This window comes from Micromonospora sp. NPDC047521, assembly GCF_055587305.1.
Map to the genome: position 1 here is coordinate 149,821 of NZ_JBVJGN010000002.1, position 22,061 is coordinate 171,881.

General features: G+C 71.9%; 19 protein-coding genes. 6 read left to right on the top strand and 13 right to left on the bottom strand.

Annotation, left to right across the window (positions count from 1 at the left end):
* Positions 1 to 166 precede the first annotated feature (166 nt).
* From ACZ6N8_RS04555 to ACZ6N8_RS04575, 5 genes are all read right to left on the bottom strand, one after another.
* Entirely contained in the window at positions 167 to 892 is a 726-nt protein-coding gene (locus tag ACZ6N8_RS04555; RefSeq protein ID WP_466007518.1) for a hypothetical protein, read from the bottom strand.
* The gene (locus tag ACZ6N8_RS04560) at positions 883 to 1,425 is read right to left on the bottom strand and encodes a hypothetical protein (RefSeq protein ID WP_364369060.1); all 543 of its coding nucleotides are present in this window, start codon (positions 1,423 to 1,425) and stop codon (positions 883 to 885) included. The genes ACZ6N8_RS04555 and ACZ6N8_RS04560 overlap by 10 nt, the downstream gene beginning before the upstream one ends.
* A gap of 102 nt (positions 1,426 to 1,527) precedes the next feature.
* Positions 1,528 to 3,888 (bottom strand): sodium-translocating pyrophosphatase, encoded by a 2,361-nt coding sequence (locus tag ACZ6N8_RS04565; protein ID WP_364369063.1) that lies wholly within the window; start codon positions 3,886 to 3,888, stop codon positions 1,528 to 1,530.
* A 317-nt stretch (positions 3,889 to 4,205) separates the two neighbouring features.
* A complete protein-coding gene (locus ACZ6N8_RS04570) occupies positions 4,206 to 4,643 on the bottom strand; it encodes an ATP-binding protein (RefSeq protein WP_466007520.1) in 438 nt (145 codons plus the stop codon).
* Positions 4,640 to 4,996, bottom strand: coding sequence for an STAS domain-containing protein (locus ACZ6N8_RS04575; RefSeq protein WP_139583733.1), 357 nt, complete (start codon positions 4,994 to 4,996; stop codon positions 4,640 to 4,642). The genes ACZ6N8_RS04570 and ACZ6N8_RS04575 overlap by 4 nt, the downstream gene beginning before the upstream one ends.
* Before the next feature lie 140 nt (positions 4,997 to 5,136).
* Between ACZ6N8_RS04575 and ACZ6N8_RS04580 the strand changes: the two genes are divergently transcribed.
* From ACZ6N8_RS04580 to ACZ6N8_RS04590, 3 genes are all read left to right on the top strand, one after another.
* Positions 5,137 to 7,557 (top strand): DEAD/DEAH box helicase, encoded by a 2,421-nt coding sequence (locus ACZ6N8_RS04580; protein WP_466007522.1) that lies wholly within the window; start codon positions 5,137 to 5,139, stop codon positions 7,555 to 7,557.
* Between the two features lie 98 nt (positions 7,558 to 7,655).
* The gene (locus ACZ6N8_RS04585; protein WP_364369072.1) at positions 7,656 to 7,862 is read left to right on the top strand and encodes a hypothetical protein; all 207 of its coding nucleotides are present in this window, start codon (positions 7,656 to 7,658) and stop codon (positions 7,860 to 7,862) included.
* Positions 7,863 to 7,961: 99 nt separating this feature from the next.
* Positions 7,962 to 8,540 carry an LURP-one-related family protein gene (locus tag ACZ6N8_RS04590; protein WP_354816220.1) on the top strand — a complete coding sequence of 193 codons (579 nt, stop codon included), beginning with the start codon at positions 7,962 to 7,964 and terminating at the stop codon, positions 8,538 to 8,540.
* 226 nt (positions 8,541 to 8,766) lie between these two features.
* On the opposite strand, the gene ACZ6N8_RS04595 is transcribed toward ACZ6N8_RS04590, so the two are convergent.
* The 7 genes from ACZ6N8_RS04595 to ssd all read right to left on the bottom strand — a co-directional run bounded on the left by ACZ6N8_RS04595 (position 8,767) and on the right by ssd (position 14,125).
* Positions 8,767 to 9,186 (bottom strand): Rv3654c family TadE-like protein, encoded by a 420-nt coding sequence (locus ACZ6N8_RS04595; RefSeq protein WP_466008295.1) that lies wholly within the window; start codon positions 9,184 to 9,186, stop codon positions 8,767 to 8,769.
* A 22-nt stretch (positions 9,187 to 9,208) separates the two neighbouring features.
* Positions 9,209 to 9,580, bottom strand: coding sequence for a TadE family type IV pilus minor pilin (locus tag ACZ6N8_RS04600; protein WP_466008297.1), 372 nt, complete (start codon positions 9,578 to 9,580; stop codon positions 9,209 to 9,211).
* Between the two features lie 62 nt (positions 9,581 to 9,642).
* Positions 9,643 to 9,810 (bottom strand): DUF4244 domain-containing protein, encoded by a 168-nt coding sequence (locus tag ACZ6N8_RS04605; protein WP_151492073.1) that lies wholly within the window; start codon positions 9,808 to 9,810, stop codon positions 9,643 to 9,645.
* A 22-nt stretch (positions 9,811 to 9,832) separates the two neighbouring features.
* Positions 9,833 to 10,570 (bottom strand): type II secretion system F family protein, encoded by a 738-nt coding sequence (locus tag ACZ6N8_RS04610; protein ID WP_466007524.1) that lies wholly within the window; start codon positions 10,568 to 10,570, stop codon positions 9,833 to 9,835.
* Positions 10,570 to 11,814, bottom strand: coding sequence for a hypothetical protein (locus ACZ6N8_RS04615; protein ID WP_466007526.1), 1,245 nt, complete (start codon positions 11,812 to 11,814; stop codon positions 10,570 to 10,572). The genes ACZ6N8_RS04610 and ACZ6N8_RS04615 overlap by 1 nt, the downstream gene beginning before the upstream one ends.
* On the bottom strand, positions 11,811 to 13,022 hold the full coding sequence (locus ACZ6N8_RS04620) for a TadA family conjugal transfer-associated ATPase (protein WP_466007528.1): 1,212 nt from the start codon (positions 13,020 to 13,022) through the stop codon (positions 11,811 to 11,813). Before ACZ6N8_RS04620 ends, ACZ6N8_RS04615 begins: the two co-directional genes overlap by 4 nt.
* Complete coding sequence (ssd, locus tag ACZ6N8_RS04625; RefSeq protein WP_466007529.1) at positions 13,019 to 14,125, bottom strand: septum site-determining protein Ssd; 1,107 nt, start codon at positions 14,123 to 14,125, stop codon at positions 13,019 to 13,021. The genes ACZ6N8_RS04620 and ssd overlap by 4 nt, the downstream gene beginning before the upstream one ends.
* A gap of 848 nt (positions 14,126 to 14,973) precedes the next feature.
* On the opposite strand from ssd, the gene ACZ6N8_RS04630 reads away from it, so the two are divergent.
* Positions 14,974 to 15,777: an HAD family hydrolase gene (locus tag ACZ6N8_RS04630; RefSeq protein ID WP_364369151.1), complete on the top strand. Its 804-nt coding sequence runs from the start codon at positions 14,974 to 14,976 to the stop codon at positions 15,775 to 15,777.
* 59 nt (positions 15,778 to 15,836) lie between these two features.
* On the opposite strand, the gene ACZ6N8_RS04635 is transcribed toward ACZ6N8_RS04630, so the two are convergent.
* Positions 15,837 to 16,583 carry a Fic family protein gene (locus tag ACZ6N8_RS04635; RefSeq protein WP_387116307.1) on the bottom strand — a complete coding sequence of 249 codons (747 nt, stop codon included), beginning with the start codon at positions 16,581 to 16,583 and terminating at the stop codon, positions 15,837 to 15,839.
* A gap of 248 nt (positions 16,584 to 16,831) precedes the next feature.
* Here ACZ6N8_RS04635 and acs point away from each other — a divergent pair, with 248 nt between their 5' ends.
* Together acs and ACZ6N8_RS04645 are read left to right on the top strand one after the other, a co-directional pair.
* Positions 16,832 to 18,796: an acetate--CoA ligase gene (gene acs / locus ACZ6N8_RS04640; RefSeq protein ID WP_466007532.1), complete on the top strand. Its 1,965-nt coding sequence runs from the start codon at positions 16,832 to 16,834 to the stop codon at positions 18,794 to 18,796.
* A gap of 261 nt (positions 18,797 to 19,057) precedes the next feature.
* Positions 19,058 to 21,853, top strand: coding sequence for an immune inhibitor A domain-containing protein (locus ACZ6N8_RS04645; protein WP_466007534.1), 2,796 nt, complete (start codon positions 19,058 to 19,060; stop codon positions 21,851 to 21,853).
* The last annotated feature ends 208 nt before the right edge of the window (positions 21,854 to 22,061 follow it).

Consider the following 22,061-nt stretch of genomic DNA (forward strand, 5'->3'; position numbering starts at 1 on the left):
GGACGGCGCCACCGTACACCGTGGGTAGGCCCCGAAGCGGGTCACTGTGACGATGGCGGACCGTCGGCCGAGGTCCGACCCGCCCGTTTTCGGCCTGGATCGACCCGCCGGACTGTCCTACACCTGACACCTCGCCGCCCAGGCCCGCCCCCACGCGACAGGGGGGTCAGGGACGCACCGGCCAGGCGTCGGCCGGAGTGGCGGGCGGAGGGCCGCCGACCAGCTCGGCGAGCCGGGCCAGGCGGCGACGGCCGGTGATCCGGTACGCCGGTCCGCCCTCGTCAGAGCCGAGGAACGTGCCGGCCAGCCCGGCGGCGGCGAGCGCCGCGCCCACCGGTTCCCAACACTCCCGGTCGCTCTCCCCGAGCCCCAGCAGGAACCCGCCGGGCGGCTCCGGCGTCCCGGCGGCGGCGAGCCACAACCGCAGCCGCCGGCCGGTGAGATGGAAGGTGGCAGGTGGGCGTTTCGCCGGGCCGTTCAGCCACGCCGCCGCGAGCGGTTTCAAGACCCGGGTGTACGACGTACGGACGGCGTGTCGCTCGTCCCCGGTCGGCTCCCAGCTCGCCGCCAGCCCGCGCTGTCTCAGTTCGGCGACGAGCACGTGCACCCGCCAGGCGGCGTCCACCCGTACCGAGAGGCGTGCGGTGCCGCCCATCCGTACCACCTCGCCCGGGCCGGCGAGAAGTCCGGCCAGGTCGGCGACCGTCGGCTCGGCCGCGTCGGCGCCGAAGAAGACCAGTTGCCTGCCGGCGTCGTCGGCCGGGACCTGTGGGTCAGGGTGCGCCGGGCCGCCGCGCCGCCGCGCGGGTACTGACACGTCGGGCTCGGGCGCGGGGAACAGCGCCGGGGGCGGTTGCGCCTTCCCGGGATCACCGAGCCCGCTCAGCGACACTCCGGCACCTCGTCGAAGGCCTGTTTCAGCTCCTCGGAGTTGAGCTGGCTGGTGTCCAGGGCGCTGGCGTCGTACTCCTTGTTGAGCGTCTCGACGGCGGCCCGCACACCGGCGTAGAAGGCGGTCGGCTCGCTTGTGCTCAGCTTGTCGATGGTGTCCCGGGCCCGACCGTACGCGTCCCGCATCTTCTCCAGGGAGCCACGGAAGCCTGCGGAGATCACCTCGCCGTTGTCGGTCTCCGGCACGCCGGCCTGCTCCACCTTGCGGCGTGCGGTCTCGCTCGCCTGCTCCGCCCCGCCGAACAGCCGCACCAGGTTCTCCTTGGCCTGCGCCGGGGTGGTCTGCGCGGTCATCTGCTCATCCGTGCTGCTGGTCAGCTTGTCGATCTCGGAGCGCCACGGGGTGAGCGCACCGCAGACGGTGGCCGCCCAGGCCCGGGGGCTGGGGTTCCCTCCGCAGCCGGTGAGCACGACGACGATCGTGGCCAGGACCACCGTGAACTTTCCGGCGGCAGACGCCCGGCACGTACGCATGCGTTGCAGCGTACGGCCTTTGGCCAGGCGTGGCACCGGTCCGGACGGCCGGGGTCCCCGGCCGACGCGTACGTCGACCGGGGACCCCGGTGCCGTCGACGGTCAGGCGCTGACCGTCTCCGGGCGGTGGTCCGTGCTGCCCGCGCCGGTGTTGCCACCGGCGTCGGAGTCGTCCATCGCGATGCCCTTGCGCTTGCTGAACATCACCGACGCCACGATGATCGCCGTCGCCACCAGCGCGATGGTCACCCGCAGACCGACGTTGCGGTCGTCGCCGACGCTCCACGCCACCACGGCCGGCGCGATCAGCAGCGAGACCAGGTTCATCACCTTGATCAGCGGGTTGATCGCCGGGCCGGCGGTGTCCTTGAACGGGTCGCCGACGGTGTCGCCGATGACAGTCGCGGAGTGCGCCTCGGAGCCCTTGCCGCCGTACGCGCCGTCCTCGACGAGCTTCTTGGCGTTGTCCCACGCGCCACCGGAGTTGGCCAGGAAGACCGCCATCAGGGTGCCCGCCCCGATCGCCCCGGCCAGGTACGACGCCAGAGCGCCGGGCCCGAGACCGAAGCCGACCGCGATCGGCGCCAGGATGGCGAGCAGACCGGGGGTCATCAGCTCGCGCTGCGCGTCCCGGGTGCAGATGTCGACGACCTTGCCGTACTCCGGGCGCTGGGTGCGGTCCATGATGCCGGGCAGCTCACGGAACTGCCTGCGGACCTCCATCACCACGGCGCCTGCCGAGCGGGACACCGCGTTGATGGCAAGCCCGGAGAAGAGGAAGACCACAGCCGCGCCGATGATGAGGCCGACCAGGTTGCGCGGGTTGGCCACGTTCAGCGAGTTGAGGATCTCCGACCCCACGTCACCCACCCCGGCGTCCGCGTACGCGGTGCGCAGCGAGTCGGTGTACGAGCCGAACAACGCGGTGGCGGCCAGGACCGCCGTGGCGATCGCGATGCCCTTGGTGATCGCCTTGGTGGTGTTGCCCACCGCGTCCAGCTCGGTGAGCGTCCGCGCGCCGTGCTCGTCGATGTCGCCGGACATCTCCGCGATGCCCTGGGCGTTGTCCGAGATCGGCCCGAAGGTGTCCATGGCGACGATCACGCCGACAGTGGTGAGCAGACCGGTGCCGGCCAGCGCCACCGCGAACAACGACAGCGTGATCGAGCTACCGCCGAGCAGGAACGCGCCGAACACACCGGCGCCGATGAGCAGCGCCGAGTAGACCGCCGACTCCAGGCCGATGCTGATGCCGGCGAGGATGACGGTGGCCGCGCCCGTCTGGGAGCTCTTGCCGATGTCCTGCACCGGACGGCGGTTCGTCTCGGTGAAGTAGCCGGTGAGCGCCTGGATCGCGGCGGCCAGCACGATGCCGATCACCACCGCGCCGATGGCCACCAGCCGTGGGTTGCGGTCGACGTCGGTCAGCCCGCCCTCCAGACCGGCGAAGGTCGCCGGCAGGTACGCGTACGCGGCGATCGCCACCAGCACCGCGGAGAGGACCGCGGAGAGGTAGAAGGCCCTGTTGATCGCGGTCAGCGCGTTGCGGTCCGCCGCACGCAGGCGGGTGATGAAGACACCGACGATCGCGACGAGCACGCCGATGGTGGAGATGATCAGCGGGAAGACCAGGCCGTCCTCGCCGAACGCGGCCCGGCCGAGGATGAGCGCGGCGACAAGCGTCACCGCGTACGACTCGAACAGGTCGGCGGCCATGCCTGCGCAGTCACCGACGTTGTCGCCCACGTTGTCGGCGATGGTGGCGGCGTTGCGCGGGTCGTCCTCAGGGATGCCCTGCTCGACCTTGCCGACCAGGTCGGCGCCGACGTCGGCGGCCTTGGTGAAGATGCCACCGCCGACCCGCATGAACATGGCGAGCAGCGCGGCGCCGAAGCCGAAGCCCTCCAGCACGGTCGGCGCGTCGCCCCGGTAGACCAGGACGACGAGCGCCGCACCGAACAGGCCCAGGCCGACGGTGAGGAAGCCGACCACGCCACCGGTCCGGAAGGCGATCTTCATGGCGGCCTCGCGGCCACCCTGTCGCTCCCGGGCGGCGGCGGCGACGCGCAGGTTGGCGCGGGTGGCCAACCACATGCCGGCGCCGCCGATGAACGCGCTGAACAGTGCGCCCACCACGAAGAAGAGCGAGCGGCCGATCTTCACGGCCGTCTCGCTGCCGTCGGTGTCGTGCACCGGCAGCAGGAAGAGCAGCACCACGGCGATCACGACGAAGATCGCCAGGGTGCGGAATTGGCGGAGCAGGTAGGCGGAGGCGCCCTCCTGGACCGCCCCCGAGATCTCCTGCATGTTGGTGGTGCCCTTGCCGGCTGCCAACACCGCCTTTGTGAGGGCGGCGGCGAAGACGAGCGCCACCAGCGCGATCACCGCGGCGATGACGACGTACGTCACATTGCTTCCGGTAAGGGAAAGCCCGCCGCCGTCGGCGGCCAAGGTCTCGGACATCTGTGTCCTCCTGTTACCGAACACTCGCGCCGGTGGGTGGAGACGCACCGACCAGCGCCTGGATGCGGAATCGCAAGCGCGCCAACCCACACCAGCGGACCAGCGATGACCACCCATACCCGCTGGCTGCGGGATGGATCACTTGCTGACAACCCGGGTACTGTAGCCCTCCACAGTGTTGGAGGTCACACGCAGGTGGCACCGTGTCTCGATGATCTTCATCGCTGTGTTATGAAACGAAATCTGATATAGGGATCAATCCATGACAGGAAGGCCGCATCCCGACGGGGATGCGGCCTTCGTACGACAGTCGTGGATCAGCGGCCGACCGGCCACACCATCCGCACCTCGGTGCCGACGCCCTCGTCGACCGGTCGCACCTGGAGGTCCTCGACGAAGCCGGCCAGCAGCGCGAAGCCGACGCCTGTGGTCAACGCCTCGTCGGTGAGCGACTCGTTGGCCAGCGCGTCCGGGGGCAGCGCCGCCAGCCCGATGCTGGCCTCGATCGGCGCCCGGTCGACCACCCGCACCGCGTACGAGCCACCGTCGGACATCTCCACAAGCACCGGATCGGGCACGCCGTACTGCCGGTGCAGGGCGACGGCCCTGGTGCACGCCTCGCCGATGGCCAGCCGCACCTCGTCCAGCAGGTCCTCACGGACCCCGGCGCGCCTGGCGACGGCGACGCCGACCAGCCGGGCGGTGCGTACGTGCACCGGCGCCGGGGAGAAGGAGAGCCGGACTGTCGCCATCACGCGTTGGCGCCGCTCGGCTCCGCGCCGACCGCGGCATCGACAGTGGGATGCAGCGGGAACACCTGGTCCAACGCGGTGATCCGGAAGATCTTGAGCAGTGGCTCCTTGTCGCAGACCAGGGCGAACGAGCCGCCGGCCGTACGCAGCCGCTTGAGCGCGCCGACAAGCACACCCAGCCCGGTGGAGTCGAGGAAGTCCACCCGACCGAGGTCGACCACCACGTGCCGGGCGCCGCCGTCGATCAGTTCGAGAAGCCGTTCGCGGAGCCGGGGCGCGGTGTAGACGTCCACCTCACCGCCGACCTCGAGCACCGTGTGCTCACCCACGGTGCGGGTCGCCAGTGACAGCTCCATCGGTCCTCCTCGCCAGAGCCGTAAACTCTTCTGGGCATCTAACCATTACCGCCGGGCCAGCCTGCGGTCGCCGGCAGAGGCTTCCCTTTACCCCCCGGCCCGACTTTTCATCTCCGAACACCAGTGCGAGAGTGCAGGGCGTGACCTCCGACGACTTCAGCTCCGCGCGCCTGTCGCCGCGGCATGACCTGGAGCCGTCGGCCAGCGCCACCGTATCCGCAGGTCCAGGCGTCGGGCCAACGCCTGTCGACCTGCTGCGTCGGCTGCGTGCCCGAACCGCCGGCGACCCGGTCACCCACGTCGAACGGGTACCGGCCCGTGCCGGGGTGCCCGCGCCGTGGCCGCCGTGGGCACCGCCGGAGCTGCGCGACGCGTTCGCCCGTCGCGGCGTCGCCGCACCCTGGCGGCACCAGGCCGAGGCGGCCACCCTCGCGTACGACGGCGGGCACGTCGTCGTCGCCACCGGCACCGCGTCCGGCAAGTCGATGGCGTACCAGCTCCCGGCGCTGGCCACCCTGCTCGCCGACCCCCGGGCCACGGTGCTCTACCTGGCACCGACCAAGGCGCTCGCCGCCGACCAGTTGCGGGCCGTCGCCGGGCTGGAGCTGGAGGGGGTACGCCCCGCCTGCTACGACGGGGACACTCCGCGCGCCGAGCGGGAGTGGATCCGCAGGCACTCCCGGTTCGTGCTGACCAACCCGGACATGCTGCACCACGGCATCCTGCCCGGGCACGCCCAGTGGTCCGGTTTCCTGCGCCGGCTCGCGTACGTGGTGATCGACGAGTGCCACACCTACCGGGGGGTCTTCGGTTCGCACGTGGCGCACGTACTGCGTCGGCTGCGCCGGCAGTGCGCCAGGTTCGGGGCCACCCCCGTGTTCGTGCTCGCCTCGGCGACCTCCGGCGACCCGGCGACCGCGGCCGGGCGACTGACCGGCCTGCCCGTGACGGCCGTCACCGAGGACGCCTCACCGCGCGGCGGGGTCACCTTCGCGCTCTGGGAGCCACCGCTGCTGCCACCCGACTCGGGATCCTCGCCCCCGGTGCCCCCGCAGGCGACAGGCGACCACGACGACCTCCACCAGGTCCGCCGGTCGGCGCTGCGCGAGACCGCGGACCTGCTCGCCGACACGGTCGCCGAGGGGGTACGCACACTCGCGTTCGTCCGCTCCCGCAAGGGCGCCGAGGTGGTGGCCGCCAACGCCCGCCGGGCACTTGACGACGCCGTCCCGGGGCTCGGCGACCGGGTGGCCGCCTACCGGGGCGGCTACCTGCGCGAGGAGCGGCGCGAGCTGGAACGGGCGCTGCTGCACGGCGACCTGCTCGGCCTGGCCTCCACCAACGCGCTGGAGCTGGGCGTCGACCTGATCGGGCTGGACGCCGTGCTGATCTGCGGCTACCCGGGCACCCGGGCGTCGCTGTGGCAGCAGGCGGGCCGCGCCGGGCGCTCCGGGCAGGAGGCACTGGCCGTGCTGGTGGCACGCGACGACCCGCTCGACACCTACCTCGTGCACCACCCGGAGGCGATCTTCGGGGCGCCTGTGGAGGCGACGGTGCTCGACCCGGCCAACCCGTACGTGCTGGCCCCGCAGCTGGCCTGCGCCGCCGTCGAGGCGCCCCTCACCCCTGCCGACCTGTCGCTCTTCGGCGACGGGGCGAAGGAGGCGATCGACGAGCTGGTGGCCGCCGGGGCGCTGCGGCAGCGGCCCACCGGCTGGTACTGGCGGCACCGGGAACGCCCCGAGGTGGACCTGCGCGGCGAGGGCGGCGCACCGGTCTGCGTGGTGGAGTCGGCCACCGGCCGGCTGCTCGGCACCGTCGACGGCGGCTCGTCGCACTTCCTGCTGCACCCCGGCGCTGTCTACCTGCATCAGGGCGTCTCGTACGTGGTGGACGACCTCGACCTCGCCGACGGCTGCGCGCTTGTGCACGTCGAGGAGCCGGACTGGTCCACCCACGCACGGGACGTCACCGACCTGTCAGTGGTGTCGGTGCGCTCCTACGTGGACGCCGGCCCGGTCGGCATGTTCCTCGGCGAGGTGGACGTGACCAGCCAGGTGGTGTCGTACCAGCGGCGGCGGATCGCCACCGGCGAGGTGATCGACACCCGGCCGCTCGACCTGCCCACCCGGGAGCTGCGCACGGTGGCGGTGTGGTTCACGCTGTCGCCGCAGTCGTTGACCTCCGCCGGGGTCCAGCCGGCAGACGTGCCTGGTGCGCTGCACGCCGCCGAACACGCCGCGATCGGCCTGCTGCCGCTGATGGCCACCTGTGACAGGTGGGACATCGGCGGGCTCTCCACGGCCGTGCACCCGGACACGGAGGCGCCGACCGTGTTCGTCTACGACGGGCATCCGGGTGGCGCGGGTTTCGCGGAGCGGGCGTACGGGACGGCGTCGGCGTGGCTGCGGGCCACCCGGGACGCGATAGCGGAGTGCGGCTGCGAGGCCGGCTGCCCGTCGTGTGTGCAGTCACCGAAGTGCGGCAACGGCAACAACCCGTTGTCCAAGCCGGACGCGGTCCGGGTGCTCGACGTGGTCCTCGCGAACCTGCCCGCCTGATCGACCCTTGCATGATTCCACCCGGCACGGGGCACAATGCATGGGAGCGCTTCCATCGATGCCTGTCCTGCTGTTCACCCGCGCCCCGAGGAGGAGCCGTGGCCGACACCATCGCCGAGACCGTCGACCTGCTCTACACCATCGACCAGGAACAACTCACCCTCGACCAGCAGATCGCGCTCGGCTCCGCGCTTGCCGCGCTGGCCCAGGCGGAACGGCTGGAGCAGATCAACGAACGGCTGCGCGGCATCCACCAGGTCCTCAACACGTGGGCGCTGCGCGTCGCGACAGCGGACGGCCGCTGACCTCACGGGCGGGTCGCCGGCACCGATGGTGAGAGCGGGGGCGCGGTTGGTTGCCGGGCTGTGCGAGACTCCGGCGCATCATTCCCCTGAGGAGATCAGATGCAGCTCGACAACTTGCAGAGCCAGCACCAGTTCCACGTCCGCCAGCGGCTGCGGATGATGGTCAACCAGTACGAGGTCCGGGCGGTCTCCCCGGACGGCACCGAGGGTGAGCTGCTCGCGTTCGCGCAGCAGAAGCGGCTCGCCTTCAAGGAGCAGGTGACGATCTACACGGACGACTCGAAGCAGCAGCCCCTGCTCGGCTTCAAGGCCCGTCAGCGCCTCGACCTCGGTGCCACGTACGACGTGACCGACGCTGCCGGGAACGCGATCGGCCTGTTCCGCAAGGACTTCGCCCAGTCGCTGCTGCGGTCGACCTGGCACGTCGAGCAGGCCGGTCTGCCGCAGGTGACGGGTCAGGAGCGCAGCCTGCCGGTTGCCCTGCTGCGCCGGTTCGTCGACTCGCTGTCCTGGCTGCCGTACCACTTCGACTTCACCGCCAATGGCCAGCCGGCCTTCACCGTGGTGAAGAAGTGGGGCCTGCGCGACAAGTACGTCGTCGAGGTGCAGAACCCGCAGCTCGACCGCCGCCTCGTCATCGCGATGGCCGTGGCGCTCGACGCGCTCCAGTCGCGCTGACGGTCCAGCCCCTGTGCGCCGCCCGCCGCTGATCCGCGGCGGGCGGCGCGCTGGCGGGCGGCCCGTTGACGCACGGCCCGTTCGCCCGCGGCCCGTTCGCCCGCGGCCCGTTCGCCCGCGGCCCGTTCGCGCGCGGCCCGTTCGCGCGCGGCCCGTTCGCGCGCGGCCCGTTCGCGCGCGGCCCGTTCGCGCGCGGCCCGTTCGCGCCGGCGCGTCAGATGCCTGCTCAGCCGCGCAGCGGGCCGGCCCGGGCCGTCGACGCCGCGACCCGGGACATTCCGGGTAGGGGCGTGAACGCCACCTCGACGGTCACCAGCAGGTCCAGCCCGTCGAGGCGACAAGCGGTCAGCCGGCCCCCGTTGCGTCCGGCGATGTCACCTGCCAACGCGCAGGCCCTCCCGTCGCCGTCGAGTGCCCGGGCGGCGCCGGCCAGGGCGCCGAGATCGGCTGCCACCGCTGCCCGTTGACGCGCCATCCCGGCGGCGGCGACGGCCGCGCCGAACGTCCCGAACAGCACGAAGACCAGCCCGATCGCCAGGATCAGGACTGTCGCACCGCCTCGCTCCGCCTCCAACCGACAGTCATCGAGTCGGTTGGCGTCAGGGGTGTGCCTGAAGCGACGCGACGAGCCGTCAGTTCGTCGCAGGCCGAGGCGGTCCGGCGAGCAGTCAGTTCGTCGCACTGCCGTCCCCCTCGGCAGCGCCCGGTTCCATCGCGGCGACAGCGGTGGCGGACACGGTGATCCGCCCAAGCCGGCCGCCCAGCGTCCGGACGGGTGCGCGGACCGTCGCCCGCACCCGCTCACCGTCGACGGACACCGACACCTCCGCGTCCGGCGGCCCCGTGGGCCCGCCTCCCCCGCCCCGGGCGGCGGCCAGTGCCGCCTCCCGGGCGGTGTGCAGACAACGTGCCTGGGTGCTGACGGCGTTGACCGCGGTCAGCCCGGCAAGCAGGAGCAGGAGCAGCGCCGGCAGACCGGCCGCCAGTTCGGCGGTGAACGACCCTCGGTCCCCGCTGGCGGCCCGTACCGCAGCGCGGATTCTGAACCCACCACCAGCCGCACGCCCGGACCTCCGATCGCGGCCGGCCTGCCGGCGCCCGATCACTTCAACGCCCGGTCGATGACGGCGGTCAGGGCCGACTGGACGTTGCCTGACGTCAGCACCTTCAGCAGGATCCCGGCGAACGCGACAGCGGCGAGCGTGCCGACGGCGTACTCGGCCGTGTTCATCCCGGCGTCGCCCCGCAGGCGACCGATGAGTTTGCGCATGGCTGTTCCCTTTCTCGATGGGTCAGAGCACGTCGCCGAGGACAGCGACGATCACCGGCACCAGGCCGGCGAGAATGAACGCGGGCAGGAAGCAGAGCCCCAACGGCAGCACGATGAGCACGCCCGCCCGGCGGGCCGACGCCTCGGCGGCCGTGCCCCGGTCGGCGCGCAGGTCGTCGGCGAGCCGGGTCAGCGCACCGGCCAGGGCGGCACCACTGTTTGCCGAGCGCAACGCGGCCGATGCCAGCCGCTCCGCACCCGGCACCCCGTCGAGCGCGGACCACGCCTCCGCCGGACCGCCACCGAGTAGCAGGGTGCGACCGACCCGGGCCAGCCTGCCGGCGAGCGGACCGTCCAACGCCTCCGCGACGGCCAGCACCGAACGGTCCACCGGAGCCCCGGCCCGCATCGCCGCGGCCAACAGGTCGGCGGCGAGCGGCAGGTCGACGGCCTCCCGAAGCCGGCGTCTGCGGACGGCCGGCGGTTCGATCCGCCGCAGGCCCACATCCAGCAGGTACGCGGCCAGGGCCCCGCCGAGCAGCCCGAACCACCCTTCGATCACCACAGCCACGGCGAGCCCACCCAGGCCCGCCGCGAGCCGGATGGCGTCCGGCCGCCACCGCCTGGCTGTCTTCCGCCGGTCGACCGGCGGGCACCCGGTTTCCGGCCTGCTCACCGGCCCGCGCTGGCGCGGTCGGAGTGGTGCCACGAAGAGGGCAGCGACCACCAGACCGACGGCCACGAGCAGCACCGGGGACATCAGGCGGCCTGCCCCGGGGTGGCGCCCAGCCGCTCGGCCCAGAGCAGACCGACGACCTGGAGGGCGACCGCGACGATCGCGCAGATGCCGCCGACCGTGTCGTGCAGGAGCACCGCCACGGGATCGACGCCGATCCCGTACCCGAGCCCGATCCCGCCGACCGGAAGCGCCGCCAACAGCCAGGCCGTGGCCCTGGCGCCAGCCGCCTGTGCCGCGGCGGCGGCGAGCCCTCGGTCGGTGGCCCGCGCGTCCGCCTCGATCCGCTCGACGAGTTCCGCCAGGGGTGCGCCCGTCCGGTCCGCCAGCCGCACCGCAGCCGAGGTCAGCTGGCGGAGCCGGTCCGAGCCGCCGACCGAGGCGATGTCGATGGCCGACGGCGCGGGCAGGCCGGCCCGCAGGTCCGCAGCGAGGCCACAGAGCTGGTCCAACGCACGCCGCCGGACCCGGTCGGCGCGCCGGTTGGCTCGCCGACGCAACAGGCCACGCACGATCAACGTGCCGTACCCGCCCACCGCGACGCCGCCGACCGGACCGGCGACCACGGCACCGGCACCGGCCCCCACCAGGCAGACCAGCAGCAGTACGCGCGCCGGTCGTGCCCCTGCGGTCGCGGTCGCGCGCGACCCGCCACCAACTCGGTCGGCGACCCGTGGGTCATCGTTGCCGACATCCCTTGGCAGGACCGTCGGCATCGCAATCGCGTTGCGGCTCAGCTCGTCCGCTTCCCGGGCGATGCGACTGTCGGCCAGGTCGACTGACGGGCCGATCAGACGATCGATATCGGGCTCCCCGACACCGATCGTCGGCACGGCCACGGAGCCGTCGGTGCGGGGGGCCGCGTCCAGGACCACCGCTCCCGGCCGGGTGGTGCCGGCGGGGCGACGGAGGTCCCGGCGGGTCGGCGGACGGGCCGGGCCCGGCGGACGCGTCGGGCCGCCCTCCCCCGCCCATCTCGTGCCGCTCAGAGTGTCCCGCGTGTAGGGGGCGGCCAGCGTCCGTCCGCCACCGGCGGTCGGCGGTCGCGGCGAAGCGGTGGTCGGACGGCCAGAAGGTGGCGGATCTCCGGGCGTGCGGCCCAGTTCCCTCACCCACTGCACGAGAGCCTCATCCGGATCAGCGCCGGCGGTGCCTCCACCCCCGGCCAGCACCCGACGGCGGCGGGCCCGGACGGTCCGCACCGGCCACGCCACCAGAACCGCGGCGCCCACGAGCAGCACCACCACAAACATCGTTCCGCCGGTCATGCCGGACCCGCCGTTCCGGGCCACGGCTCACCGAGGATCGGTGGCACCGCCACGCCACGCTCGTGCAGCAGCGCCGCCAGCGCACGGGCCGCCTGCCCCAGACCACGACCACGCACCCAGGCGGGGACCACCGTGACCAGCCGGTCCGGCCCCTCCGGGAGCAACAGACAGATCGACTCCAGGACCCGCCCACGGTCGCCACGTCGTACCTGAAAAAGGACCTGCAACGCGGCGACCACCTGGGCGTGCAGCGCGGCCCGGGGCAGCCCGCCCAGCATGCCGAGCGCCTCCAACCGCGCCGGTACGTCGGACGGCGCGTTGGCGTGCAACGTGCCGGCGCCGCCGTCGTGGCCGGTGTTGAGCGCGGCCAGCAGATCGACCACCTCACCGCCCCGGCACTCGCCCACCACCAGCCGGTCGGGCCGCATCCGCAGCGCCTGCCGGACCAGGTCCCCGAGACTGACCACGCCCGACCCCTCGACGTTGGCGGTACGTGCCTGGAGCCCCACCACGTGCGGATGCCCGGGGCGCAGCTCGGCGGCGTCCTCCACCAGCACGATCCGCTCGGTCGCCGGCACCAGGGCGAGCAGTGTGTTGAGCAGGGTCGTCTTGCCCGAACCGGTGCCCCCGGACACCAGGTACGCCAGCCGGGCGGCGACCACGGCAGCGAGCACGGGAGCCACAGGTCGGGGCACAGTCCCCTGGCGCACCAGCTCGTCGAGGGTGAACGGCCGGTGCCGGAACGTACGCAGCGACAGATAGGGACCCTCGGTCGCCACCGGCGGCAGCACGGCGTGCAACCGGGTGCCGTCGGCCAGCCGGGCGTCCGCGTACGGGGAGCCGTCGTCGAGCCGACGTCCGGCGCTGGCGATGAGTCGCTGCGCCAACCGGCGGACGTCCTCCACTGTGCCCACCGGTACCGGGACCTGGTGCAGCCCCGCTCCCCGGTCGACCCACACGCGGACGCCGTTGACCAGTACGTCGGTCACCTCCGGATCGGCCAGCAGCGGCGCCAGCGGCCCGGCGCCGACCAGGTCGTCGTGCACCCGGTCAGCGATGCGCAGCACGGCGGTGTCGCCGAGCACCGCGGCGGCGGGTTCCGCGCGTACGGCGGACACGATCGCCGCAGGCGTGACCGGGGTGGTGGCACCGGCGATGCGCTGCCGCACCCGGGCGGCGAGGGAGGGGTCGTCCGGCCGGCCCGTCATGCCGCACCTGCCGCCGGTACGCCGGTGAGGTTGGCGACTATCCGTTGGCAGAGCGCCGCCAGTGGCCCCTTCCCGGCGGCGGCGGGCGCCTCGCCCCGCTCCAACCCCCGACACAGCCCCGGCTCGGGGCGCAGCGTGCCGGCGAGGGGCAGCCCGAGCGCCCGCGCCACCTCGGTGGCACGTAACCGGCCCGGGGCGGGCCCGCGCACCACCACCGAGAGCGCGGTGCAGTGCGGGGCGGCGGCCGCCACCACCCGGGCGGCAGCGGCGACGGCGCGCAACTCCGCAGGTACGACGACGTACGCCTGGTCAGCCGCCTGCAACGCGACCACGGCGGCGTCGTCCAACTGCCGGGGCAGGTCGATGACCACGAAGTCCCGGCCACGTCGGGCGGCGTCGACTGTCGCCGCCATCGCCGACGCGGGCAACGCCAGCAGGTCGCCGCGATCCCAGGAGAGCACCACCAGGTCGCCCCGGCTGGGCAGCGCCCGGACCAGCGCCGGGGCGTCGACCCGCCCGTCGGCGCCACTGAGCGACGGCCAGCGCAGCCCCTCCAACTGCTCCCAACCGAGTACGAGGTCGAGACCACCGCCGAGCGGATCGGCGTCGACGAGCAGAGTGCGCAGCCGCGCCCGCGCCGCGGTGACCGCCAGGCCACCGGCGAGAACACTCGCGCCGGCGCCCCCGCGCCCACCGAACAGCGCCACGATCCGCGCGCCGGAGCCGTCAGCATCACCGGGACTCTGCTCGGCGAACCGGTCCACCAGCCACGGTTCGGCAGTCGGCAACGTGGCGACATGCTCGGCGCCGATCAGCTCGGCGATCTGCCAGCCAGGGTCGAGCTGACCGGCCCGGCCCACCAGCACCAGCCGGGGCCGATGGGGCAACCGGGCCCGCAGGCACGACTGCGCCTGGTCGGCGCCGAGCAGGACCAGAGGCGCGGGAAGCCAGCGGGTACGGGCCGCCGCCGGATCGGCGGCGAGCTCCACCTCGGTGCCGCCGGCGGCGGCGAGCCGGAGCAGATCGTCGAGCAGGTCATCGTCGCCGGTGACGAGCAGGGGTAGCCGTCTGATCGGGGATGGAACGGAGGTACGGGGCGGCATCGCGGCCTCCAGCGGTCGGCTCGGTTGTGCCGCCGACACTGCTCTCGACCAGCCCTCGCTGAACGCCCCTGACGGGCCTTCTGTGGATAACTGGGGCGCCTGTGGACAACGCCCGCCGGGACAATGGATCTGCTATGCGCGAGGATTGCCGCGCAGCCCGCACGGCGATCAACTCCTCGCCGAAGTGCCCCGCACGACCACCGAACCCGTCGCCCGGTTCACGGTCCGCGAATCCGAACCTCCACGGCAGCGTCGGATAGCCTGCACCGACCGCGACGACACGGAGCCCGACAATGAAGCTGCCGCCCGGAGCCACCGGCTTCAACCGGCCGCTTGCTTGAGGCCGTGAAGGCGTTCGCCGCCTCGGGCAGGCCGCCGAGCTTGTGATTGGTCGTCTGGATCGAGCGGCAAGCACGTGGTGGGGCCAGACCCGCCGGCAGTCGGCCACTGCCGTACAGCCGCAGAACCGCCCACAGACGGGCCGGAGGACGAACTGTGAGCTGCGGTGGAGCGCTCCCCGGAAAGGGACGACCCCCGTCGGGGGGAGACGGGGGTCGTCGATGGTTCGGCTCCGGGGGGGTCGAGCCGAACCACTCAGCGGTCACGGGGGGTGCAACCGCCGAGGGTCTGTCTGTTTTCGTGGATGTGAAAGCTCGTCGTACCGACAAGTCTGCCTGAGCGCGCCCGTCACGTCGAGTGGTGCCGTCTCCACTCAGTGCGAAAATATCCTCGCGCAGTGTGAGCGTGATCACGCGGAGCGGAGATGGCGGTGCCGGCCCGCAGGTCTGAGGGGTGGCGTGACCCCGGGCACCCGCCGACGATAGACCATCGGGCTAGACTTTCGCGCCGTGGGCCGAAGTGCCGCTTTCTTCGATCTGGACAAGACCGTCATCGCCAAGTCGAGCGCCCTGGCGTTCGGTAGGCCGTTCTACCGGGACGGGCTGATCACCCGGCGTGACGTGGTCAAGTCGGCGTACGCGCAGCTGATGTTCCGGCTGGGCGGCACCGACGAGCAGACCATGGCCCGAACACGGGACTACCTGGCTGCGCTCTGCAAGGGCTGGCAGGTGGAGCAGGTCCGTCAGATCGTCGCGGAGACGCTGCACGAGCTGATCAACCCTTACGTGTATGCCGAGGCCGCCGCCCTGATCGAGGAGCATCAGGCTGCCGGTCGGGACGTGGTGCTGGTCTCCGCGTCCGGTGAGGAGATGGTCCGGCCGATCGGTGAGCTGCTCGGGGTGACCGACGTGATCGCCACCCGGATGACGGTGCGCGACGGCCGGTACAGCGGCGAGGTGGAGTTCTACGCGGCGGGTCCGAGCAAGGTCGAGGCGGTCACGGAGTTGGCCGCCCTGCGGGACTACGACCTTGCCGACTCGTACGCCTACTCCGACTCGTACAGCGATCGTCCGTTGTTGGAGTGCGTGGGGCACCCGAGTGTGGTGAACCCGGATCGGCAGTTGCGGCGGCTGGCGTCGGAGAACGCGTGGCCGGTGTTGGAGTTCCGGCACCCGATCCCGCTGGGCCGCCGGCTGCGGGAGCGGCCCGCCGTCCCGGTGGCCGCGGCGGCTCTGGGTGTCGGTGTGGGCGTGGCCATCGGCATCGCCTGGTACGGCAGGCACCGGCGCACCCGCGCCGCCACCACTGCCTGACGGGTCGCGGCCACGAGCCGTGGTCGACGCCGCCGAGGGCGGGCGGTCGACAGGTGGGGTCAGGCGGCGGCGAGGATCTCGTCGCCGATGGCGGTGAGCTGGTCGGCGCCGACCTCGACGGCGGCCATGTAGTGGCGCAGCCAGGAGCGCAGCCCGTCGGGGGTACCGGTGGCGAAGGCGCCGGCAGAGCCGACGTACTCCGGTTCGCGGTCGCGGTGACCGACGTCGACGGCGAGCAGGCCGCGCGGGTCGAGGCCGCTGGAGAGCAGCACCAGGCGGGCGGCGCCGCGGGCCACCACGCCGGACGGGCCGGCGAACGGGCGCAGGTTGAGCAGTTCCCCGTGTACGACGGCGGCGAGCACCAGCGGGGAGACCTTCGTGCCGCCGGCGACCAGCCCGGCGAGCCCGTCGAGTCGGGCGGCGACGACCGGGTCGGCCACCGGGCGGCCCAGTTCGGCCTCCGGCACGATGTCGCGGGCGGCGAGGACGTGCAGTTTGGCGAGGGCCTGCCGGGGTGCCCTGGGCCAGAGTTCGCTCAGCCCGGGCAGCGCACCGGCGACCCGCAGCGCCCCTTGGAGCACGGGGTCGGTGACGGTGCCGGCCCGGACCTCTTCGCGCTCGTGCACGGCCCCTTCGAGGGCGGCGCTGGCCACCGCCGAGCGCAGGCTGACCTCGGCCGCGACCTGTCCGCCGTTGCGGCGCAGCGCACGGTGCCCGAGCGCCTGGTCGAAGCGCTCCCGGGCCTGGTCGACGGCGGATGCGATGTCGGCTAGCGCGAGCAGCGGGGCGAGCGGATCGGTGGTCACCCGCCCACGCTAGCGACCCGTCCCGGCGTCACGGGGCGCACCCGCCCGCATCGCGACCCGGACCACCCGGTCCGGGTCGAGGTCGATCAAGGCGTACCCGCCGGGTCCGGGCACGAACGGGCCGTCGGGCGCGCGCCGGTGGCCGCTCGGCGCGACGGAGTGGGCAGCGCTCGCCGCTCGGGGACACCACGACTACCCTCATCCGCAGCGAGACGCAGGTCACCACCCCGAGGACGAGGAGTCACGGCATGAGCGAGGCATTGGCAAATCTGCTGAACGAGACGCGCCAGTTCCCCCCGCCAGCCGAACTCGCCGCGCACGCCAACGTCACAGTCGACGCGTACGCCGAGGCGCAGAGCGACAGGCTCGCGTTCTGGGCGAAGCAGGCCGACCGGCTGGCCTGGTCGAAGAAGTGGGACGAGGTCCTCGACTGGTCGAATCCGCCGTTCGCGAAGTGGTTCGTCGGCGGGCAGCTCAATGTGGCGTACAACTGCCTGGACCGGCACGTCGAGGCGGGCCTCGGCGACAAGGTCGCGATCCACTGGGAGGGCGAGCCCGGTGACACCCGCACCATCACGTACGCGGATCTGCACGAGCTGACCTGCCGCGCGGCGAACGCGCTCACCGACCTGGGGGTGACGGCCGGCGACCGGGTGGCGATCTACCTGCCGATGATCCCGGAGGCAGCGGTGGCGATGCTGGCGTGCGCCCGGATCGGCGCGGCGCACAGTGTGGTCTTCGGCGGTTTCTCCGCCGACTCGCTGAGCAACCGCATCCAGGACGCCAGCGCCAAGGTCGTCATCACCGCGGACGGCGGTTACCGGCGGGGCAAGCCGTCGGCGTTGAAGCCGACGGTGGACGAGGCGGTGGCGAGCTGCCCGTCGATCGAGCACGTGCTCGTGGTCCGCCGCACCGGCGAGGAGGTCGCCTGGTCGGAGAAGGACCACTGGTGGCACGAGACCGTCGAGACGGCGTCGGCCGAGCACACGGCGCAGCCGTTCGACGCCGAGCACCCGCTGTTCATCCTGTACACCAGCGGCACCACGGCCCGGCCGAAGGGCATCCTGCACACCACCGGCGGCTACCTCACGCAGGCGTCGTACACCACGCACGCGGTCTTCGACCTGAAGCCGGAGACTGACGTCTACTGGTGCACCGCCGACATCGGCTGGGTCACCGGGCACTCCTACATCGTGTACGGGCCGCTCTCCAACGGCGCCACCCAGGTGATGTACGAGGGCACCCCGGACACGCCGCACAAGGGCCGGTTCTGGGAGATCGTCGACAGGTACAAGGTGAGCATCCTCTACACGGCTCCCACCCTGATCCGGACGATGATGAAGTGGGGCGAGGACATCCCGGCCGGCTTCGACCTGTCGTCGCTGCGCCTGCTGGGCAGCGTCGGCGAGCCGATCAACCCCGAGGCGTGGATGTGGTACAGGCAGCACGTCGGCCGGGGTGAGCTGCCCATCGTGGACACCTGGTGGCAGACCGAGACGGGCTCGATCATGATCTCCCCGCTGCCCGGGGTGACGGCGGCGAAGCCGGGTTCGGCGATGACGCCGCTGCCGGGCATCGTGGCCGACGTGGTGGACGACCAGGGCCAGTCGGTGCCGAACGGCGGTGGCGGTTACCTGGTGCTGCGTGAGCCCTGGCCGTCGATGCTGCGCACCATCTGGGGTGACGACAACCGGTTCATCGAGACGTACTGGTCGCGGTTCGAGGGCATGTACTTCGCCGGGGACGGCGCGAAGAAGGACGACGACGGGCACATCTGGCTGCTCGGCCGGGTGGACGACGTGATGCTGGTGTCCGGGCACAACATCTCGACGACCGAGGTGGAGTCGGCGCTGGTGTCGCACCCGTCGGTGGCCGAGGCGGCGGTGGTCGGCGCGACGGACCCGACTACCGGTCAGGCGATCGTCGCGTTCGCCATCCCGCGCGGCAGCACGGACATCGCCGGCGAGGCCGGTGAGCAGCTCATCTCTGACCTGCGCAACCACGTGGCGAAGACGCTCGGCCCGATCGCCAAGCCGCGGCAGATCATGCTGGTGCCGGAGCTGCCGAAGACCCGCTCCGGCAAGATCATGCGCCGGTTGCTGCGGGATGTGGCGGAGAACCGGTCGCTCGGCGACGTGACCACGTTGCAGGACTCGTCGGTGATGGAGCTCATTTCTTCCGGGATGAGCGGCGCCAAGTCCGACGAGGACTGACGGCAGGCGTACCCCCGTCGGGGGTGGCGGTCCGGACGGACCGTCACCCCCGTCGTCGTTTGTGGAGGTACGACCGGAAGCGCTCCCAGCCAATCTCGGACATCGACTGTCCAGGCAAGGACGCACAGATAACGCATCGATCACGATCCCGCCGTTTGGCTTGTTTCTCATTTAGTTTCACGCGCGTCAGGTGTTGTCGATGCGCCCTCACCGCGTCTCGGGACCGCCGACGTCCTCAGCCCATGCCGAGAACGGAGTGGCATGAACAAGAACTCCCATCCGGGGTCGCGCCGACGAATACTCGTCGCGCTACCCGCCATCGCCCTCGCGGCCACCACACTGACCGTGGGTGGCAGCGCGGCGGCCCAGTCGGCGTCCGGCACCCCTCGGGCGGTGATCGGCGCCGACGAGTACTACATCAACTACGCCGAGCCCGAGGTGCAGCCCGACAGCACCGGCCGCGAGGTGAAGGGCAAGGGCGGCGTGTACGCGCCCGCCGGCGACGCGGCCCGCGCATTCGACCGCAAGCACGCCCGGGGTAACCCGGTCACCGCCAAGCAGTTGGCGAAGATCGAGGCCAAGTCGATCCAGACCGGCAAGAACCCCCGCAAGATCAAGCAGGCGCCGACCACGCAGACGGCGAAGCTGCTGACGCTGCTTGTCGAGTTCAACGACAAGGCCAACGACGACTTCACGAACGTGATGGTCCCGAAGACCGTGTTCGAGGACCGCACCTGCGTGCCGGGCACCGTGCAGAACGGGCCGAAGCACAACAAGATCCCGGACCCGGGCCGGCTGCCGCACGAGGACAACAACTCGATGTGGGTGCCGGACTTCTCGCCGTCGCACTACAACAAGATGCTGTACAGCAAGAAGGGCATCACCGAGCGGGTCCGCACGGACCTCAGGGGCCCGGACGGCAAGAAGGGCATCGACATCTCGGGCCGCACCATGCACAACATGTACCTGGAGATGTCCAAGAACGCGTACACGGTGGACGGGCAGGCCAGCCCGTGGATCACCGTGCCGCACTCCGAGGGCTGGTACGCGGCCAACCGCTGCACCCAGGACGAGAACGGCAACTGGGTCCCCGGCCGGGAGCAGTCGATGAACGGCCACCCGGACAACCCGGCCGGCGCGGGCCGGCTGGCGGGCGACGCGATCGAGGCGCTCGCCGCGAAGGACCCGAACTTCCCGTGGGCCGACTACGACATCGAGGACCAGGCTGACCGCGACGGTGACGGCAACCTCTTCGAGCCGGACGGCGTGATCGACCACCTCGTGCTGGTGCACGCCGGGCAGGGCAAGTCGCGCGGCGGCGGCGACCAGGGCGTGTACGCCGTCTGGGCGCACTCCTCCTCGGTTCCGGGTGGCTACACCATCCCGGGCACCAACCTGAAGGTGTCGAACTACATCGTGCAGCCGGAGGACGCCGGCGTCGGCGTCTTCGCCCACGAGTTCGGCCACGACCTGGGCCTGCCGGACCTCTACGACACCTCCGGCAACGCCGACTCCGACGTGGACTTCTGGGACCTGATGGCCTCGGGCTCGCACTCCGGTGAGATCTTCCAGGCGCTGCCGACCCACATGGGCATCTGGGACAAGTGGGTGCTCGGCTGGGCCGACCCGCTGACCATCCGCCCCGGCTCGAACCCGCGTGAGGTCAAGCTCGGCCAGACCTCGCGTACGCCTATCGACTCCGAGGACGGCATCAAGGTCGACCTGCCGGACAAGATCACGACGCTTGCCACGCCGCACAGCGGCACCAAGATGTGGCACAGCAACAACGACCAGAGCTGGGCGGACGTCAAGCTGAGCCGGTCGGTCGACGTTCCGGCCGCCGCCGACGCCAAGTTCTGGATGTGGAACAACTACATCATCGAGGAGGACTGGGACTACGGCTTCCTCGAGCTGTCCACCGACGGCGGCACGACCTGGACCGAGCAGAAGGTCTACGCCGAGGACGGCACCGTGGTCACCACCCCGGACAACTACGGTGACCCGAACGGCCGGATGAACGACTTCGGCGGCAAGAAGTACGGCCTGACCGGCAGCACCGACGGCTGGCGGCACGACTACGTCGACCTGTCGGCGTACGCCGGGACGACCGTCCAGGTCCGGCTGCGTCTCGCCACCGACGAGGCGTTCGAGGAGCGCAACTGGTTCGTCGACGACTTCTCGGTCACCGGCGGCGGCGCCACCACCTGGAGCGACGACGTCGAGGGCGGCGACAACGGCTGGACCGCCACCGGCGGCACCTTCGTCGACACCACCGGCGCCGGCTGGAAGGTCTCCGGGGGCGTCGAGACCCACGCGCACTACTACCTGGCCGAGTGGCGCAACTTCGACGGCTTCGACAAGGGCCTGAAGTACGCGTACGACACGATCTACTCCCACGAGGCGTGGAAGGTGGACCGGATCTCGTACAACGCGCCGGGCATGCTGGTCTGGTACCGGGACACCGCGCTCGGCGACGTCAACCACGTCACCGGTCAGATGACCGCGCTGCCCAGCTACGGCGCGAAGGGTGGGCTCCTGATCGTGGACTCGCACTTCGACCCGTACCGGCGTACCGGCGAGGCGGCGGTGAAGGACCCGTCGGTGACGGACAACCTGCCCAGCCGTCCGCAGTCGGCGAACGCGGCCTTCGGCCTCCAGAAGACGTACCCCTTCACGGAGTGCCTGGAGGCGGCGGACGAGCCGTACAGCGAGTACTGCACGAAGTTCAAGGCGCAGAAGCCGGTGAAGGCCTTCACCGACGCCAAGGGCTGGTACCCGGGCATCGAGATGCGGGACGGGGCTCCGTACGCCCGCGACAACGACGCCTCGGTGGTGCTCCCGTCGCGGAACAACGCGCCGTACACCACCCGGGTGACCAACCCGGACGGTAGCCCGGCGCCGGAGTTCTACGGCGTGACGCTGGGCGGCGGCGCGATCGTCCTGGGCACCGGTAACCCCGGTGACGCGGGCGTGAACTTCGGCGTCTCGCTGACGGTGAAGAAGGCCGCGAAGGACAACTCGTCGGCCACGATCTTCGTCACCCCGGCGAAGAAGTGACGGTTTCCCGCTGGGGCGACTGACAACAGCGGTATCGGTGGGGCCGGTGGGCGGAGACGCCCCCGGCCCCACTGCCGTACGGCCGATCAAATTGATCGAAAATCGTCGTTGTAAAGACGTTCGGACGAGCCGGGCTGGCCAGCGTGGCTGATGAAGCGTGGGTGTGTGACGGAGAAAAGCACGGCGAACAAAATCTTGCAACAAATCG